The sequence below is a fragment of the Ewingella sp. CoE-038-23 genome, from assembly GCF_040419245.1.
Classification (GTDB): Bacteria; Pseudomonadota; Gammaproteobacteria; order Enterobacterales; family Enterobacteriaceae; genus Ewingella; species Ewingella allii.
Genome location: NZ_JAZHOH010000001.1, coordinates 2,938,359 through 2,957,451, shown reverse-complemented (window position 1 = coordinate 2,957,451; position 19,093 = coordinate 2,938,359). Strand labels below are relative to the sequence as shown.

General features: G+C 52.3%; 11 protein-coding genes. 4 read left to right on the top strand and 7 right to left on the bottom strand.

The annotated features are described in order from the left end of the window. Window positions 1–47: 47 nt before the first annotated feature. On the bottom strand, window positions 48–1,481 hold the full coding sequence (locus V2154_RS13915; protein WP_353502756.1) for a catalase: 1,434 nt from the start codon (window positions 1,479–1,481) through the stop codon (window positions 48–50). Window positions 1,482–1,827: 346 nt separating this feature from the next. On the opposite strand from V2154_RS13915, the gene V2154_RS13910 reads away from it, so the two are divergent. Continuing rightward, window positions 1,828–2,373, top strand: coding sequence for a YfaZ family outer membrane protein (locus V2154_RS13910; protein WP_353502755.1), 546 nt, complete (start codon window positions 1,828–1,830; stop codon window positions 2,371–2,373). 378 nt (window positions 2,374–2,751) lie between these two features. Further along, window positions 2,752–3,957, top strand: a complete 1,206-nt coding sequence (locus V2154_RS13905) for a nicotinamide mononucleotide deamidase-related protein YfaY (protein ID WP_353502754.1) — start codon at window positions 2,752–2,754, stop codon at window positions 3,955–3,957. Window positions 3,958–4,701: 744 nt separating this feature from the next. On the opposite strand, the gene yfaE is transcribed toward V2154_RS13905, so the two are convergent. From yfaE to ubiG, 4 genes are all read right to left on the bottom strand, one after another. Further along, on the bottom strand, window positions 4,702–4,962 hold the full coding sequence (gene yfaE, locus V2154_RS13900; RefSeq protein WP_353502753.1) for a class I ribonucleotide reductase maintenance protein YfaE: 261 nt from the start codon (window positions 4,960–4,962) through the stop codon (window positions 4,702–4,704). A 1-nt stretch (window position 4,963) separates the two neighbouring features. Further along, window positions 4,964–6,094, bottom strand: coding sequence for a class Ia ribonucleoside-diphosphate reductase subunit beta (gene nrdB, locus V2154_RS13895; RefSeq protein WP_100935749.1), 1,131 nt, complete (start codon window positions 6,092–6,094; stop codon window positions 4,964–4,966). 73 nt (window positions 6,095–6,167) lie between these two features. Then, window positions 6,168–8,450, bottom strand: coding sequence for a class 1a ribonucleoside-diphosphate reductase subunit alpha (nrdA, locus tag V2154_RS13890; RefSeq protein ID WP_353502752.1), 2,283 nt, complete (start codon window positions 8,448–8,450; stop codon window positions 6,168–6,170). Window positions 8,451–8,940: 490 nt separating this feature from the next. Then, window positions 8,941–9,678: a bifunctional 2-polyprenyl-6-hydroxyphenol methylase/3-demethylubiquinol 3-O-methyltransferase UbiG gene (gene ubiG, locus V2154_RS13885; RefSeq protein ID WP_353502751.1), complete on the bottom strand. Its 738-nt coding sequence runs from the start codon at window positions 9,676–9,678 to the stop codon at window positions 8,941–8,943. A 281-nt stretch (window positions 9,679–9,959) separates the two neighbouring features. Here ubiG and gyrA point away from each other — a divergent pair, with 281 nt between their 5' ends. Together gyrA and rcsC are read left to right on the top strand one after the other, a co-directional pair. Continuing rightward, a complete protein-coding gene (gyrA, locus tag V2154_RS13880; RefSeq protein ID WP_353502750.1) occupies window positions 9,960–12,635 on the top strand; it encodes a DNA topoisomerase (ATP-hydrolyzing) subunit A in 2,676 nt (891 codons plus the stop codon). A gap of 133 nt (window positions 12,636–12,768) precedes the next feature. Next, a complete protein-coding gene (gene rcsC / locus V2154_RS13875; RefSeq protein WP_353502749.1) occupies window positions 12,769–15,642 on the top strand; it encodes a two-component system sensor histidine kinase RcsC in 2,874 nt (957 codons plus the stop codon). A gap of 99 nt (window positions 15,643–15,741) precedes the next feature. Here the strand turns inward: rcsC and rcsB are convergent, their stop codons facing one another. Continuing rightward, window positions 15,742–16,392 carry a response regulator transcription factor RcsB gene (gene rcsB / locus V2154_RS13870; RefSeq protein ID WP_034791695.1) on the bottom strand — a complete coding sequence of 217 codons (651 nt, stop codon included), beginning with the start codon at window positions 16,390–16,392 and terminating at the stop codon, window positions 15,742–15,744. A gap of 4 nt (window positions 16,393–16,396) precedes the next feature. Next, window positions 16,397–19,090: a phosphotransferase RcsD gene (gene rcsD / locus V2154_RS13865; RefSeq protein WP_353502748.1), complete on the bottom strand. Its 2,694-nt coding sequence runs from the start codon at window positions 19,088–19,090 to the stop codon at window positions 16,397–16,399. Between the last annotated feature and the right edge of the window lie 3 nt (window positions 19,091–19,093).

Below are 19,093 nucleotides of genomic sequence, written 5' to 3'. Positions count from 1 at the left end.
GGCGGCCCTTGTTTTATGACGCTTATCTAAAACCCAAGCGTCAGGTATTACGGCTTAAGGCCTTGTTCCACACCTGCGCTATAGGCCGGATCAACCTTGTAGAACAGATCGAGTTGGCGTTTTTGCGTGTCTGGCGAAGCGTGTTTCAGCTCACTGGCGATACGGCCACACAGGCGTGCTTGCTCATCTGCAGACAGCAGGTTGAACAACAGGCGTGGCTGGGTGAAGTAATCATCATCTTCGCGGTGATTCCAGTGGTCCGCCGCCCCTTCGATAGTCAACGGCGGTTCGCTGAAGTCCGGCTGCTCTTGGAACAAACCTGCGCTGTTTGGCTCATAGGTCACGCCGTTGCCGCTGTTACCATCAACGCGCATCGCGCCGTCGCGGTGGTAGTTGTGGAACGGGCATTTTGGTGCATTAACTGGGATTTGATGATGGTTCACGCCCAGACGGTAGCGGTGCGCGTCGCCGTAAGAGAACAGACGGCCTTGCAGCATACGGTCAGGGGAGAAGCCGATACCCGGCACCACGTTGGCCGGACTCATCGCCACTTGTTCAACTTCGGCAAAGTAGTTTTCTGGATTGCGGTTCAGCTCAAATTCGCCCACTTCAATCAGCGGGTAGTCACTGTGTAACCAAACTTTGGTCAGGTCGAATGGGTTGTAAGGTAGCTCGGAAGCTTCTTTTTCGGGCATGACTTGAACAAAGAGTTTCCAGCGAGGGAAGTCGCCGCGCTCAATGGCATCATACAGGTCGCGCTGCGAGCTTTCGCGATCGCTTCCCACCAGTTTCTCCGCTTCGTCGTCCATCAGGTTTTGAATGCCCTGCTGGCAGCGGAAGTGGAATTTCACCCAAAAACGCTCGTTTTGCTCATTGATAAAGCTGAAGGTGTGACTACCAAAACCGTGAATATGGCGATAAGAGCTAGGCAGGCCGCGGTCGCTGGCGTCAATAGTTAGTTGGTGAAGTGCTTCAGGCAGATGGGAGAAGAAGTCCCATTTGTAAGCCGGATTGCGCAGGTTAGTGCGCGGGTCACGTTTAACCACGTGATTCAAATCTGGGAATTTCAGCGGGTCGCGCAGGTAGAAAATAGGGGTGTTGTTGCCAACCAAATCCCAGTTACCCTGCTCAGTATAGAACTTGATGGAGAAGCCACGAATATCGCGCTCGGCGTCCGCTGCGCCGCGCTCGCCCGCTACGGTGGAGAAACGGATAAACATCGGAGTTTGCTTACCGATTTCGGCAAAGATATTAGCGCGGGTGTATTGAGTGATGTCATGGGTGACGGTAAAGGTGCCGTAAGCGCCTGAACCCTTGGCGTGCATGCGACGCTCTGGGATCACTTCGCGGTCAAAATGCGCCAGCTTCTCCAGAAACCAGACGTCTTGTAGCAGCAAGGGGCCACGGCGGCCTGCGGTGATCACGTTATTATTATCTACAACCGGTGCTCCAGCGGCGGTTGTAAGTCCTCTTTTACTCATTGGTTAGATCCTTCCAGTCAATTAATCGGTGGGTGTTTAAAGCTAAAAAGGGCGGTGCCCATTCCTCAAAAAGGTATTGCGGTACGGCTTCCCTTCGCGAGTTTGCCTTTCCTTAGGTCAGTAAACTCTACCCCCATCTTTTAGCCTTGATGTTGATACTGGGCAAATAGGCAGGAGTTATCATTTCAATCAGGATCGTTACGCACATAAACTTTGTGGCTATTTCTTACATTTTTTTTTATTTAAAACGGAGGTTTAAAACATTCAAGGTTGTTGCATGACGCTGATTTGCTTTAGACTTCGCGGGATGGTTTATCTGTCGTTTAATGAACATTCGGGAATGAAAATGAAAAAACTTTTAGTCGCTGGCGCTGCTGCCAGTTTGATGTTGGTCGCGGCCTCTGCCAGCGCCATCAGTGTCAACGGTGAAATTGGCGAACATTACACCAATTTCGGTGTGGGCCTCGGTACCACCACTCCGGGTATCGCGCTGAGCGGCGATTGGACCCACAACGACGATGACGGCGACGTAGCTGGTCTGGGTCTGGGTTACAACATCCCACTGGGTCCATTCATGGCGACCGTTGGCGGCAAAGGTTTGTATACCAATCCTAAACAGGGCGACGAAGGTTACGCGGCGGCAGTCGGCGGTGGCTTGCAGCTGCCAGTAGGTAGCCTGTTCAGCCTGTACGGCAGCTACTACTACTCTCCAGATTCCCTGTCTAGCGGCATCTCTAACTACAAAGAAGGCGACGCCGGTATTCGTTTGACCGCCATCCCTCTGGTGACGGTAAGCGTGGGTTACCGCTATCTGGCGCTGGATAATAAAGACGGTAAGCGTGACAACATCCTGGCGGATGGGGCATATCTCGGCGGTGCTGTTAACTTCTAATATCCCGTCATCTTTCGCACTGTAACTGCGTTGGCTGCCTTCACGCACCCCAGTCACTTACTGATGTAAGCTCCTGGGGATTTGCTCAGTTGCCGCCTTGTTACAGAGCGAAATCTTTAGGGATATATCCCGTCATCTTTCATGCTGTAGCTGTGTTGGCTGCCTTCGCGCACCCTAGTCACTTATTGATGTAAGCTTCTGGGGATTTGCTCAGTTGCCGCCTTGTTACAGAGCGAAATCTTTAGGGATATCCAGCTTTAAATTTAAAAGCCTGCGCATAGCAGGCTTTTTTTCGTTTGGAATATCACTTTGTGCCCCGGCAATTGTTTTTCGGCTTCAGGCTTTCTACAGTGGAAGGACAAATAAGAGGAGAAAAGAATGCTTAGGGTCGAGATGCTCAGTACGGGCGAAGAAGTGCTGCATGGGCAAATAGTAGATAGCAACGCGGCGTGGCTGGCGAACTATCTGTTCGAGCAGGGGTTGCCGATGACCAGTCGCGAAACGGTTGGCGATAGTCTGGATGAGCTGGTGAGCGTGTTGAAAGAGCGTAGCCACATCGCCGACGTGCTGATCGTCAACGGCGGTCTGGGGCCGACCAGTGATGATTTAAGCGCACAGGCGGCGGCTATCGCCTGTGGGGTCGAGCTGGTGGAGGATGCCGACTGGATTGCCACCATGGAAGCTTTCTTCGCGCAGCGCGGACGCCCAATGGCGGTGTCCAACCGCAAGCAGGCGCAAATTCCCGCCAACGCCGAAGTGCTGGATAACCCCGTAGGCACCGCCTGTGGATTCAGCCTGACGTTGAACCGCTGTCAGATTTTCTTCACCCCCGGCGTACCCTCCGAATTCAAAGTGATGGTGGAGCAGCAAATCGTTCCGCGTTTACACAAGAAGCACCCATCGCTGGAAGCCCCGCTGTGTCTGCGTTTGACCACCTTTGGCCGTGGTGAAAGTGACCTTGCCAATGAGCTAGATCAGATGGTGCTGCCGGAGGGTGTCACCCTGGGCTATCGCTCTTCTTCGCCAATCATCGAGCTGAAAGTCACCGGCCCGCGTTCGCAAGAAGCGGCGATGCACAAGGCTTTCGAGCGCGTGCGCGAAGTGGCGGGTGAAAGCACTATTTTCGAAGGTTTTGGCGGCCTGCCGGCGCGTCTTGCCGAGCATTTGCTGGAGCAGGGCTTGCGTCTTTCGGTCAGCGAGAGCTTCACCGGCGGCCTGCTCAACTGGCGTCTGCAAAGCGCCGACGTGCCACTGGCGGCGGGTGAGTTGTTGCCTGATGATGCCGAACCGGCCCCGGAGAAATCTTTGGAGAGCATTCTGGCCCGCGCCCAGCAACTGGCTGAGAAGAATCAGGTTCAGCTGGCTTTAGCCGTCGGCGCCATGTCCGGCGAGGAGCTGAGTCTCGCCCTGCACACACCGGCTGGCACCAGTGGCCTCACCATCCGCTATACCGCCAGCCGCCATGCTTTAGCACTGCGCCAAGAGACTATCGCGATGGTCGCAATGGATATGCTGCGGCGGTATCTGAATGGCTGGGATCCGGTGGCGGACTACCCGTGGTTGGAGCGTGTGGCTAAGATCTAGCTTTTAGAAAAGCTAGGGAAAACTTGAGGTCAAGGTCGTGCGCTGCCGCCACACCGGCCTCAAGGGGCGCCTATCGCCGCGCCCCTTGAGAATTCCCGGCTCTATACTGCGCGCTCCGCTCGCTAGGCGGACGTGTTTCAGGTACTTCCGTTATCCACTGCAAAATGTCGCCGCTTAGGCGGTGCCTTCGCTTCAGGCTTCGAGCCTTTGGTCTCGAACCATTCGCTCAGCGCCATTTTTGACTGCGGTTTTGAGGCATTTAGACCGTGCCGTTTCAGTGGAGTGCTGCTCTGCTCCTTCTCCTCTCAGAGGAGAAGGCTGGGATGAGGAGTGGTTTTACATCGCGCTCAATGCAGCCAACCCCACACCCCACCTAGCCTCCCCTCCTGAAAGGGGAGGGATAAAATCAAAAGCAAAAACCACATGAAACGGCACGGTTGAAATGCCAGAAAGCCGCGTTCAGAAGTGACGCCGAGCAAGAGGTGGAAAACCGCGTGTCTTTTTACGCGGGTTGTAATCCCGCAGCGAGGGAACCGCCTAAGCGGCGGCACTTCGCGACGAACACAGTAGCTGCTGAAACATGTCCATTCCAACCCTGCGTAGCCTCGATCTTACAGCAGCAAAAAAACGCAGGATTCCAAAGGGTTTCGTTTAAAACCCTTTGGGCCAGTTTGCGTGGCAACGCAAGGTCTTGAAGTTGAAGTTGAATTTAAAGCGGCCAAGTGGGGGCCGCACACCCCCACATCAAAACTCCAGTTCGACGTCCCCCACCGGCAGGCAACAACAGGGCAGGACGTCGCCTTCCAGCAGGAATGCCAGGGGTTTCTCACTGTAGGTGACTTCACCGCTGACCAGCCGCATGCGGCAGGAGCCGCAGTAGCCTTCCCTGCATTGGTATTCCACTTGCACTTCGTGATGTTCGAACACTTCCAGCAGGTTTTTGTGGCCGGCCAGACAGGCCAGCCGCTTACCGTTGGCTGAAAGCGTTACGGTTGGCTGACTCATCTTAGAACTCGAAATCGCTCAAATCGTCAGCATTCATTTCTGAATCAATCTGACCGACCAGGTAAGAGCTAACTTCCACTTCTTGTGGCGCAACCTGCACGTTGTCAGACACCAGCCATGCGTTGATCCATGGGATTGGGTTAGTGCGCGTTTTGAATGGCGCAGTCAGGCCAACCGCTTGCATACGGATGTTGGTGATGTACTCGACGTACTGGCACAGAATGTCTTTGTTCAGGCCAATCATAGAGCCGTCGCGGAACAGATATTCTGCCCAATCTTTCTCTTGTTGCGCGGCCAGCACGAACAGGTCGTGGCACTCTTGCTCGCACTCTTTGGCGATTTCTGCCATTTCTGGGTCATCAGTACCAGAGCGCAGCAGGTTCAGCGCGTGCTGAGTACCGGTCAGGTGCAGGGCTTCGTCACGGGCGATCATCTTGATGATTTTTGCGTTACCTTCCATCAGTTCGCGCTCGGCGAAGGCGAAGGAGCAGGCGAAGCTGACGTAGAAACGCACGGCTTCCAGCGCGTTGACGCTCATCAGGCAGACGTAGAGTTTCTTCTTCAACTCACGCAGGTTGACGACCACGGTTTTACCGTTGACCTGATGCGTACCTTCGCCCAGCAGGTGGTAGTAGCTGGTCATTTCAATCAGCGTGTCGTAGTAGCCAGAGATGTCTTTGGCGCGCTTGAGGATCTCTTCGTTGGTGACGATGTCGTCAAACACCAGCGCCGGATCATTCACGATGTTACGGATGATGTGGGTGTAAGAGCGCGAGTGGATGGTTTCAGAGAACGCCCAGGTTTCAACCCAAGTTTCCAGTTCCGGAATCGAGATCAGTGGCAGCAGCGCAACGTTCGGGCTGCGGCCTTGAATGGAGTCCAGCAGGGTCTGGTATTTCAGGTTGCTGAGGAAGATGTGCTTCTCGTGCTCTGGCAGCGCCTGAAAGTCGATACGGTCGCGAGAAACGTCAATCTCTTCAGGACGCCAGAAGAAGGAGAGCTGCTTTTCGATCAGCTTTTCAAAAATCTCATGCTTCTGCTGGTCGAAACGCGCGACGTTAACAGACTGACCGAAGAACATCGGCTCAAGAAGTTGGTTGTTTTTGTTCTGGGAGAAAGTGCTATAGGCCATAACGTCCTCTGAATTCTCAGTAAAAACCCCCTGACGGGGGTTTTATATAAATTATTTAATTAAAAACAGACAATTAGATTTTGCAGGCGCCGCTTTCACAATCGTCCGCAGCTTCGGCTTTCATGTCTTCCTGCACGTCGTCAGCACCGTCACGAGTGTTTTGGTAGTACAGGGTTTTCACGCCGAACTTATAGGCGGTCAGCAGGTCTTTCAGCAACTGTTTCATTGGCACCTTGCTGTTCGGGAAGCGCGCCGGGTCGTAGTTGGTGTTAGACGAAATCGCCTGGTCGATAAATTTCTGCATCAGACCCACCAATTGCAGGTAGCCGTCGTTGTTCGGCATATCCCACAGCAGCTCATACTGGTCTTTCAGGGTTTCGTACTCAGGAACAACCTGACGCAGAATCCCGTCTTTCGACGCTTTGATGCTGATGTGGCCGCGTGGTGGCTCAATGCCGTTGGTGGCGTTAGAGATTTGCGAAGAAGTCTCAGACGGCATCAGGGCAGACAGCGTGGAGTTACGCAGGCCGTGCTCTTGAATGTCTTTACGCAGCGCGTCCCAGTCTAAGTGCAGTGGCTCATTACAAATGGCATCGAGATCCTTTTTATAGGTATCGATAGGCATGATGCCCTGTGCATAAGTGGTTTCGTTGAACCACGGGCAAGCACCTTGCTCTTTCGCCAAATTGTTAGAGGCTTTCAGCAGGTAGTACTGAATGGCTTCGAAGGTTTTGTGCGTCAGGTTGTTGGCGCTGCCGTCGGAGTAGCGCACGCCGTTCTTCGCCAGATAGTAAGCGAAGTTAATGACGCCAATACCCAGAGTACGGCGGCCCATCGCGCCACGGTTTGCGGCTTTGATTGGGTAATCCTGATAGTCGAGCAGGGCGTCGAGGGCACGAACCGCCAGCGTTGCCAGCTCTTCCAAATCGTCGAGGCTGTTAATTGCGCCGAGGTTGAAGGCAGACAGCGTACAGAGCGCGATTTCACCGTTTTCATCGTTAACATCGTCCAGCGGCTTGGTTGGCAGGGCGATTTCCAGACACAGGTTGGACTGGCGAACTGGCGCGATAGCCGGGTCAAACGGGCTGTGGGTGTTGCAGTGGTCAACGTGCTGAATGTAGATACGGCCAGTGGAGGCGCGCTCTTGCATCATCAGGGAGAACAGCTCAACCGCTTTCACTTTCTGCTTACGGATGCTGTCGTCTTGCTCGTATTTTTCGTACAGACGCTCGAATTCGTCTTGGTCCGCGAAGAACGCATCGTACAGGCCAGGGACGTCAGACGGGCTGAACAGGGTGATGTCGCCGCCTTTCACCAGACGCTGATACATCAGCTTGTTGATCTGTACGCCGTAGTCCATGTGGCGAACGCGGTTGCCTTCGACGCCACGGTTGTTTTTCAGCACCAACAGGCTTTCAACTTCCAAGTGCCACATTGGGTAGAACAGAGTGGCAGCACCACCACGCACGCCGCCCTGAGAGCAGGACTTCACCGCGGTCTGGAAGTGCTTATAGAAAGGAATACAGCCGGTGTGGAAAGCTTCACCGCCGCGAATTGGGCTACCTAGCGCGCGAATGCGGCCAGCGTTAATCCCGATACCTGCGCGCTGAGAAACGTATTTCACGATAGCGCTTGAGGTGGCGTTGATGGAGTCGAGGCTGTCGCCACATTCGATCAGCACGCAAGAGCTGAACTGGCGCGTAGGGGTACGCACGCCGGACATGATTGGCGTTGGCAGCGAGATTTTGAAGGTCGAAATGGCGTCATAGAAACGTTTAACGTAATCCAGACGGGTATCGCGCGGGTAGCCAGAGAACAGGCAGGCGGCGACCAGAATATAGAGGAACTGGGCACTTTCATAAATTTCGCCCGTCACGCGGTTTTGCGCCAGGTATTTACCTTCCAGCTGCTTCACCGCGGCATAGGAGAAATTCATATCACGCCAGTGGTCAATAAAACTGTCCATCTGCTCGAACTCTTCAGCCGTGTAGTCTTCCAGCAGATGTTTGTCATATTTACCCATATCGACCATACGATTAACCTGATCGATAAGTTTTGGCGGCTCAAATTGGCCGTAAGCTTTTTTACGCAGATGGAACACCGCCAGACGCGCAGCCAGATATTGATAATCCGGGGCATCTTTAGAGATCAGGTCCGCAGCCGCTTTAATGATGGTTTCGTGGATGTCGCCGGTTTTAATCCCATCGTAAAACTGGATGTGGGAACGGAGTTCTACTTGCGAAACAGAGACGTTTTGAAGCCCTTCGGCAGCCCAGTCGATGACTCGGTGAATTTTATCAAGGTTGATGCGTTCTTTACGGCCATCGCGTTTAGTAACAAGAAGACTCTGATTCATTAGGGGCTGTACCTTAGAGGTTTATAAAGGGCCTGACGAAACGCAGATTCCCAGCGAAATCTGTCTAATCTGCGCGTTGTGTGCTGCTCAGGATATAAACACTATATATTGTGGGTTTGTTAATTTCTGATGACAAGATAGTGGTTGGATGTGCCTTTTGCAAGTGAACAAAATGGCCATTTTTGTGGATAAGTTGGGGAGAATTTATCAGGGTGGGGCTGGAGTGTACGTGGTTGCTGGGGCGGTTAAACTGTCAATATCTACAATACGATTTTCTTATATTTTTTGAAAACTTGATCGACTGCCGATTTCTTAAACATTAGAAAAAACGCTATATTAGTGTTGCTAACTATTCTAAAAAAAGATGTAGCTAACAGACTTCTCGCCAAACTGCTAAAAACTAAGATTTTACTGTTTGTTACAAGCGCAGAATCTGGTTTAAAAACCATTTTCTGCGCGTTAATACCAGCAACAGGGCTAAACCTGTGCTTTATTTTTTCTCATCGGCCAGGGCTTGGGTGTGGATCATGTAGTTCACATCAACGTTTTTGCCGAGTTTGAAATGGTCGGTTAGCGGGTTGTAGTGCAGGCCCATGATGCCGCGCTCGACCAAATCAGTGCGATCAACCATCGCCAGCAGCTCGGACGGTTTGATGAATTTCTTAATGTCGTGCGTGCCTTTTGGAACCATTTTCAGAACATATTCAGCGCCGAAAATAGCCATTAACCAGGCTTTGTTGTTGCGGTTAATGGTGGAGAAAAACACGTGGCCACCTGGTTTAACCAGGCGGGCACAGGCAGCCACTACCGAGGCCGGGTCAGGGACGTGCTCGAGCATCTCCATGCAGGTCACCACATCATACTTTTGTGGGTTGGCTTCGGCGTGGGCTTCTACCGTTTCCTGAACATAACTGACATTGACGCCGCTCTCTAACGCGTGCAAACGAGCAACCTGCAGAGGCTCACCGCCCATATCCAGACCCGTTACATGCGCACCCGCGACGGCCATGCTTTCACTCAGGATGCCGCCGCCGCAGCCGACGTCGAGGACGTTTTTCTCAAACAGGCCGTCGGCGCGTTCGAGGATATAGTTAAGGCGCAGTGGGTTAATGCGATGCAGCGGCTTGAATTCGCCTTCCAAATCCCACCAGCGCGAAGCCACGGCTTCAAACTTGGCGATTTCGTCGTGGTCGATATTCTGCGTGTTATTAGTCGATGCTGTATTCATGAGCGTGATGAACTCCCTATAGCTTGATAGGGCGGATTATACATATTCCTCCCCCGAGGTTCAGTTTTGTCTGTGTGGCGAATCTTTGCGCGAAATGCTGGCGTTTGCCGTGCAAAGAAGAGGGAACAGCGCCAAAGGTTTGAATCAGGCCGACAATTTGGATTTAAAATAGCGCGAAATAGGGAGGTTCTTTTCCACAGATCTCAGCTTTGTGGTATAGTTTTACACCTTTGCCTATACAGGCACCGGCAATGAATAATCAGTAGAGGGATAGCAGCTCCATGAGCGACCTTGCCAGAGAAATCACACCGATAAACATCGAAGAAGAGTTGAAAAACTCTTACCTGGATTACGCCATGTCCGTTATCGTCGGGCGTGCGTTGCCAGATGTGCGCGATGGTTTGAAACCGGTGCACCGCCGCGTACTTTTCGCAATGAACGTTCTGGGTAACGACTGGAATAAAGCCTATAAGAAATCGGCCCGTGTGGTCGGTGACGTTATCGGTAAATATCACCCACATGGTGATACCGCGGTCTATGACACCATCGTTCGTATGGCTCAGCCTTTTTCACTTCGCTATATGCTGGTGGACGGGCAGGGTAACTTTGGTTCGGTAGACGGCGACTCCGCTGCAGCCATGCGTTATACCGAAATTCGCATGTCAAAAATTGCCCACGAACTGTTGGCAGACCTTGAAAAAGAAACCGTCGACTTCGTGCCGAACTACGATGGTACCGAGCAGATCCCTGCGGTCATGCCGACGCGTATCCCTAACCTGTTGGTTAACGGTGCGTCAGGTATCGCAGTAGGTATGGCGACCAATATCCCGCCACATAACCTCACCGAGGTTATCAACGGCTGTCTGGCGTATATCGACGATGAAAACATCAGCATTGAAGGGCTGATGGAACACATCCCAGGGCCTGACTTCCCTACCGCCGCCATCATCAATGGTCGCCGTGGTATTGAAGAAGCCTATCGCACCGGCCGTGGCAAGATCCTAATTCGTGCCCGCGCGGAAGTGGAAGCTGACGCCAAAACCGGTCGCGAAACCATCATCGTTCACGAGATCCCTTATCAGGTGAACAAAGCCCGTCTGATCGAAAAGATCGCCGAGCTGGTGAAGGAAAAACGTCTTGAAGGTATCAGTGCACTGCGCGACGAGTCTGACAAAGACGGCATGCGCATTGTGATTGAAATCAAACGCGATGCGGTCGGTGAAGTGGTTCTGAACAACCTCTACTCTCTGACGCAGCTGCAGACTTCTTTCGGTATCAACATGGTTGCTCTGCATCAGGGCCAGCCAAAGATTCTGGGCCTGAAAGAGATCCTGTCCGCGTTTGTGCGCCACCGCCGCGAAGTGGTGACGCGCCGTACCATTTTCGAACTGCGCAAAGCGCGTGACCGTGCTCATATCCTCGAAGCACTGGCCATCGCTCTGGCTAACATCGATCCTATCATTGAACTGATCCGCGCAGCCCAGTCTCCTGCGGAAGCCAAAGCCGGATTGATTGCCCGTTCATGGGATCTGGGTAACGTCGCAGCGATGCTGGCAAGTGCCGGTGACGACGCAGCGCGCCCTGAGTGGCTGGAGCCAGAATTTGGTATTCACGACGGGAAATACTTCCTGACCGAGCAGCAAGCCCAAGCCATTCTGGATCTGCGTTTGCAGAAACTGACCGGCCTTGAGCACGAAAAACTGCTGGATGAATACAAAGACTTGCTGACGCAAATCGCGGAACTGATCCTGATTCTGGAAAATCCAGATCGCCTGATGGAAGTTATCCGTGAAGAGCTGGAAGCGATTCGTGACCAGTACAACGATCCGCGTCGTACTGAAATCACGGCTAATACCTCCGACATCAACATCGAAGACCTGATCAATCAGGAAGACGTTGTAGTGACGCTGTCGCATCAGGGCTATGTGAAGTACCAGCCTCTGACCGACTACGAAGCGCAACGCCGCGGTGGTAAAGGTAAGTCTGCTGCACGTATTAAAGAAGAAGATTTCATCGACCGCCTGCTGGTCGCCAATACACACGACACGATCCTGATGTTCTCCAGCCGTGGTCGTCTGTACTGGATGAAAGTGTACCAATTGCCAGAAGCCAGCCGTGGTGCGCGTGGTCGTCCAATCGTCAACTTGTTGCCGCTTGAGCCGAACGAGCGCATTACCGCCATCCTTCCAGTGCGCGAGTACGAAGAAGGGCGTCACGTATTCATGGCAACTGCCAGCGGTACCGTGAAGAAAACTGCTTTGACTGATTTCAGCCGCCCACGCAGCGCTGGCATCATCGCCATCAACCTTAACGAGGGTGATGAGCTGATTGGTGTTGACCTGACTGACGGTAAAGATGAAGTCATGCTGTTCTCTGCGGCCGGTAAAGTGGTGCGCTTCTCTGAAGAAGCCGTGCGTAAGATGGGCCGTACCGCGACCGGTGTTCGCGGTATTCGTCTGGGCGAAGGTGATAGCGTTGTTTCCCTGATCATTCCACGCGGCGACGGTTGTATCCTGACCGTAACGCAGAATGGTTTCGGTAAGCGTACCGAGTCTGCTCAGTACCCAACTAAGTCTCGTGCAACACAGGGCGTTATCTCCATCAAAGTGAGCGAGCGTAATGGTCCAGTTGTTGGCGCGATTCAGGTTGATGAAGCGGACCAGATCATGATGATCACCGATGCAGGCACGCTGGTGCGTACTCGCGTTTCTGAAGTGAGTACCGTAGGCCGTAACACCCAGGGTGTGACGCTTATCCGTACCGCAGAAGATGAGAACGTGGTTGGTCTGCAACGCGTTGCCGAGCCAGTTGAAGACGAAGAGTTGGATGGCGTAGCAACGGTTGAAGGTGAGCTGGAAGCTGCTCAGGAAGCTGAGTTGCCAGATGAAACAGAATCGGACGACGAAGCTGTCGAAGATGATGTTGACGCTGACGACGAAGACGCTGAAAAAGAGTAAGTTTCAGTCGCTTTGAAACGCACATAAGGGCACATCCTATTTAGGTTGTGCCCTTTTTAGTCTCTGCGACAATAGTGTATTCTAACTGTCGTTTTCCGCCCTGTGGTGACTCCGCAATGTCGATGGTAGTCCTTTGAAATATTTAACCTCTTTTAGAACAACGCTGCGCATCTCCCGTTACCTGTTCAGGGTATTGGCGTTTATGCTGTGGTCGCTGGGCGCGTTGCTGACGACATTCTATGTCCTGAATATTTTCCACAACAAAGAGTCGGAAATCCGTGATGAGGACAATCTCAATTACGATCAGGCGCAGAGTTACATTAAGAATTCCGCAGATATTATGCGGGATGTTAAATACATGGCCGAAAAGCGCCTTAGTGATTCGATGAACGGCCTCGACATCATCAACGGTGTCATTAGCAGTAAGAATATCCAGCCGACTTATCATCCACTCTATTCAGAATCTGATTGCAGCCAGCTTAACGATAGCTACCGCAATTCGCTCAATTCACTCGGTAACATGATCCATTATTGGAAAGACAATTTTTCCGATGCTTACGATCTCAACCGGGTGTTCTTCATCGGTGGCGAAAGCCTGTGTATGGTCGATTTCGGCCTCAACAGCCAACCCATTGAACGCGACAACAGCAACGTTCTGAAATCGCTGCATGAGAAAATCCTCAAGTACCGCAATGGTAAGAATCAGGATAAAGAGAACAGCCTGTACTGGGTTTCACCCGGCCCAAATAAAGATTTAGGCTATCTCTATGTTTTGACGCCAATTTATGTCGGAAACAAGCTGGAAGCGCTGATGGGCATCCAGCAGACGCTGCGCCAGGAAGATATGGTGACGCCATCATCGCTGCACACGGGGGTGACGATCCTCAATGCCGATAACGAACCTTTGCTCAGTTTCTCTGAGAGCGGGCGTAATCCTTCGATCCTGGGCGGATTCCCGTCAGAGGCGACCTATTTCGGCTACATGAATGGCTATAACGATTTGGTTTATAAGAAGTCCTTATCGCCGTCGAGCCTCAGCGTGGTCTATTCATTGCCGTTTAACACGGTCATTGAACGCTTTAAAATTCTTATCTTTAACGCCGTTCTGCTGAATATTTTCTCTGCCTTGCTGCTGTTTATTCTGGCATGGGTTTTCGAGCGGAAAATCTTCCTGCCCGCTGAGCAGAACGCCTTCCGCCTTGAAGAGCACGAGCAGTTTAACCACAAGATAGTGGCGTCTGCGCCGGTGGGGATTTCCATTCTGCGTATCAGCGATGGCGTGAATATCCTGAGTAACGAGCTGGCGCATAACTACATCAACATGCTGACGGCGGAAGACCGCCAGCGCATCACGCGGATTATCTGTGACCAGCAGGTCAACTTTGTCGATGTCATCACCAAAGACAATAACAACATTCAGCTGAGCTTTGTGCATTCGCGCTATCGCAATGAAGACGTGGCAATTTGCGTGCTGATCGACGTCAGTGCGCGCGTCAGAATGGAAGAGTCATTGCAGGAGATGGCTAACGCCGCCGAGCAGGCCAGCCAGTCTAAATCCATGTTCTTGGCGACCGTCAGCCACGAGTTACGTACGCCGCTCTACGGCATCATAGGTAATCTCGATTTGCTGCAAACTCAGGGCCTGCCGCAGGGCGTTGATCGTCTGGTCACCGCGATGAATAACTCATCGGCGCTGCTGCTGAAAATTATTAGCGATATCCTCGATTTCTCAAAGATTGAGTCCGAACAGCTGAAAATTGAACCGCAGGAGTTCTCTTGCCGCGAAGTGATCACCCATATTGCCGGTAACTATTTGCCGTTGGTGGTGAAGAAGCATCTTGGGCTGTACTGCTTTATCGAGCACAACGTGCCGATGTCGTTCTTGGGCGACCCAGTGCGCTTGCAGCAGGTGCTGTCGAACATCCTTAATAATGCGATTAAATTCACCGATACGGGCTGTATCGTGCTGCATGCGCGCACCTGTGGTAACTATATGGAGTTCCAGGTTCGCGACACCGGCTGTGGTATTCCTGAGCGCGAAATCACCCGTCTGTTTGACCCGTTCTTCCAGGTGGGCAGCGGCGTGCAGCGTCACTTCCAGGGTACCGGGCTGGGGCTGGCTATCTGTGAGAAGCTGATTAACCTGATGGATGGCGATATCTCGGTAGACTCTGCGCCAGGGCTGGGTAGCCAGTTCACCGTGCGAATTCCGCTGTATAACGCCACTTTCCCATGTGAAAAGCCGCTTGATGCGTGGCAGGGTAAAAACCTGTGGCTGGAAATCCGTAACGCGCATCTCGAAAGCTACCTGACCCAGCTGTTGCGCCATCAAGGAGCAAATGTCCAGCGCTGGCAGCCTGACTGCATTCTTCAGGCTGAAGACGTGCTCATCACCGATACCCTGTTGATGTACAACGGCGAGCTGGCCGCGCAGATTGAATTTAGCATCGACCATATTGGACTGCCGCTGGAAACGCGCCCGGGCTACTGGGTGCACAGCACCTCGACGCCGCTGGAAGTGACGGCGTTGCTCAACCGGATTTATCAGTTGGAAGATGAGTCGGAAGAGGGCGGATTGAACCTGCCAGCTCTGGGCGCACTGACTACCCAAGACAACAGCGATATCAACCTGCTGGTGGTCGATGACCATCCAATCAACCGCCGTTTGCTGGCCGATCAGCTCAGTTCTATGGGTTATCAGGTGGTCACCGCCAATGACGGTCTGGATGCGCTGGATGCGATGAACGTCCACCAAATTGATATCGTGCTTAGCGACGTTAACATGCCGAAGCTGGACGGTTATGGCCTGACGCAGAAGCTGCGCGAGCTGGGTTACACCTTGCCGGTGATTGGCGTGACGGCCAACGCCTTGGCCGAGCAGCGCCAGCGCTGTCTGGAGGCTGGGATGGATAACTGCCTGTCGAAGCCTGTTACGCTGGAAACCCTGCGCGATACGCTGGCTTACTACAGCAAATCGGTACGCCGACAGCGTGACACTAAGGTCTAGCTACCCGCGTGGGCACCACGAAAGTGGTAAAATAGGCATTAAAAAAGGCACCTCAAGGGTGCCTTTTTCATACGTGAAGCTTGCAATTACTGATTGAACTTACTCTTTATCAACCGGCTGAGAACTCACCGATGAGAGATAGTTCAGCAGGGCGATATCGTTCTCTACGCCCAGTTTCAGCATGGCGGATTTCTTCTGGCTACTGATGGTTTTGATACTGCGGTTAAGCTTCTTCGCAATCTCAGTGACCAGGAAACCTTCTGCGAACAGGCGCAGAACTTCGCTCTCTTTCGGCGAAAGACGCTTGTCACCGTAGCCATTGGCGCTGATTTTTTCCAGCAACTTGGCGACGCTGTCCGGCGTGAATTTCTTCCCTTTCTGCAAAGCAGCCAGTGCTTTTGGCAGGTCGGTCGGCGCGCCTTGTTTTAGTACGATACCCTCGATGTCCAGATCCAACACCGAGCTAAGAATAGCCGGGTTGTTGTTCATGGTCAGGACGATAATCGACAATTGTGGGTAGTGGCGCTTAATGTATTTGATAAGCGTAATGCCATCACCGTACTTATCGCCTGGCATAGACAGGTCGGTGATCAGAACATGAGCATCCAATTTGCTCAGGCTATTGATAAGCGCAGTAGAATCCTCGAACTCACCTACCACATTTACCCATTCAATTTGTTCAAGTGACTTACGAATACCAAACAGGACAATAGGATGGTCATCAGCGATAATTACGTTCATATTATTCATGTGATTAGCTACCTTGCTGCAGCAGTCTGGAGACAAAAGAATCAATGTGATTAATGTTATCAGTGATCATCAGTACGTCGCCAGCGACGATATGTTGTTCTAACGTTTCACATAGGTGTTTGCCTGGGGTTAAGTTCAGCATGGCGAATACCCCTTTAAGGCGATGCGCGGTTTGGGAAAGCGATGTAAAATCACGACGTTCATTTTCATTGTACAGTTTATCTAGGTCTTCCGGTACTGTCTCGACAAACAGCTGGTAGTAATCGCTTGATTTTAGCTGTTTTTCATAAAACTCGAGAGAGTCTTCACCGGGTTCTTCGGATGAAATACTGTCATCAGATTCAGCAAACTGCTGTTCGATTAACAGTAGGGTTGCGTCGATCAGCGCACTGCTGATGTTGTAATTGACGCGGATATAATGCTTCTCCAACTGCTGGAAACCGGCTTCATCGCTGGTCAGCAGCAGGGTATATTTGTCACTGTTTTGCGGGTTATCTGTCAGCAAAACGTCATACTCGCGCGTCACCTGACGCTCGTCCGCCACGATACACACTGCACCGTAAGCATTCATCGCGCGCGTCACAATCCCGCGAACTTCCTCAGACGTGATATCCAGCAGCAACGTCACGTCATCCAGCAGCTTTTCGTCTGCTGCCTGATCTTCTTGTTCTTCCAGCGTCTGCTTGATACGCACGGTGTAGCGCGTGCCGATATCAATCTTGCTGCGAATTTCCAACTGGCCGCCCAGCTTCTTGCACAACTGATTGCACAGGAAGAAGGTCAGCCCCGAGCCGTGGTTAAAGCGATCGACCATGGTTTGACTCAGGAACGGATAATTCAGGTTACTCAACTCTTCCTTAGAGATGCCGCTGCCGGTATCAGTGATGTGGAAAATCAGCTGCCCCGGATGCTCAGTATCATGCTCGGTGGTTAAGGTGATTTTGCCCACCGAGGTGGTGACGATGGCGTAATCAATCAGCAGCGACAGCACCTTCTTCAAGGCCTGACCATCACCCAGTAAATTTAAATCAGGTTCAGGATGGTAGTGATTGAGGATCATCAATCCCTTTTGATTAACCTTAGGCAGCGCCTGCAGCAAAAGTTCATCGACCAGCGCCGAAAGGCCATAAGATTGATGCGACGGCTGCCAGTCCTGTGTCTCAAGGCGGGTGAGCAGGGTGATGTTATCCACCAGCGTTAGCGCGTTGCGTGACTCATTCAACAGGCGGCCGTGCAGGGTTTGGCGCTCGCGGTCGTCCTGACTTTCACTCAGCGACTGCACTAAGTCATTCAACTCATTCAGCGGCTGATTCAGCTCAATACCCAAGTTATGCAGCATCAATTTGCGAGCCTGCAGGTTCTTATCGAACTCGCGGCGCGCCTGTTGCAGCGTCTTGTTTACCATCACTTCTTTATCTTGGTCATGCAGCAAGAACAGATAAGTCTCTGGCGAGATTTGGCTGCGCAGCATGCGAATTTCATAAACTTCGTTGTTCACAGTGGCTTGGATCACCCCGTGGTGCTGCTCGGCCATATTGGCAATTTTGTTCAGGCTGAGGTGCGGCAGCAGCTGGTCGGCAATTTTATTGCTCACCACCACGCTGTGATTGCTGAAATTATAAACCAGTAAGCCAATCGGCAAGCTGGAGATAATTTCCTGATTGAGTGCCTGCTGGGTGTGCAACTGAGCCGCCATATTCTCGCTCGGGCGAATGTACTGGTGGCGAATAAAGTAGATGCCGGTCATCGCCAGCGCCAGCAGCAGCAGATTGATCAACACCAGCCAGAAGTTGTTGCGGGTCAAATCCACGATGATGCTAACCACCGGCACGTGATAGGTCAGGATCAGCGGCGAGTTGCTCAGCGGCGCGGCGAAGTTCACCGACCAACCCTGCAGCGCAATACTGCCGCTGGTGTCGGTGCTTTGCTCCGGATCCCCTTCATTGACGGCGTCGCTGCTATTGGTTATTTGGAAGTTATCGCGCGCCATCGACAGCGGGATGAGATCCGTCATCGGCAGATCAAAAGCAATCACCGTCGCCAAATGGCCGGGGTTGTTAAAGGTGGTGCGCAGTGAGAAGAAAGCCTCATTCGCCAGACGCGAATGGCGCAGATTGGAGTAACTCTCGCGCTCATCCAGCGTGTTGGCCTGCTGGAGCATCTCGGCGCGGCGCGCTTGCAGAGTATTAGTGAAGTAATTCTCTTTAAGGCGCGAATCCTGCTGCTGTAGCTGTTGAGTGGTGATCAGGATCATGCTGTTATCCTGGCCATTCAGATAGTACATAGAATAGGGCTGGCTCTTGGCTCCCCACTGATCGTCAAGGTAAGAGGAGATCTTGAGAGTCAGGTCGAGGGTTGAGCTGTCATGAGTACCAAAAATCAGCGCATCAGTTTTTTTATGCGGCTTATTGATGAAGTACATGTCCTGACGCAGACGCACTTCCTGCCCGGCGGTGGCTTCAGGTGTCAGGGCCGTGCCGGTAAAGTCGTCGTAAATCTGGTAAGTCATATAACGGTAGTGATCGATGCGTTTTTGCATCAATTCTGCCGTAGTTTGCAGCGTTCTCTCTTTATCTCGCAAATAGGCGTTGGTGTAATTATAACCATACATCCCCAGGCCCATGGCCAGCAGTAGGATGAACAACCAGAAAAAACGCGTAATGTTAGTCGACGTCAGCGACAAATATTTACTTGGCATAGG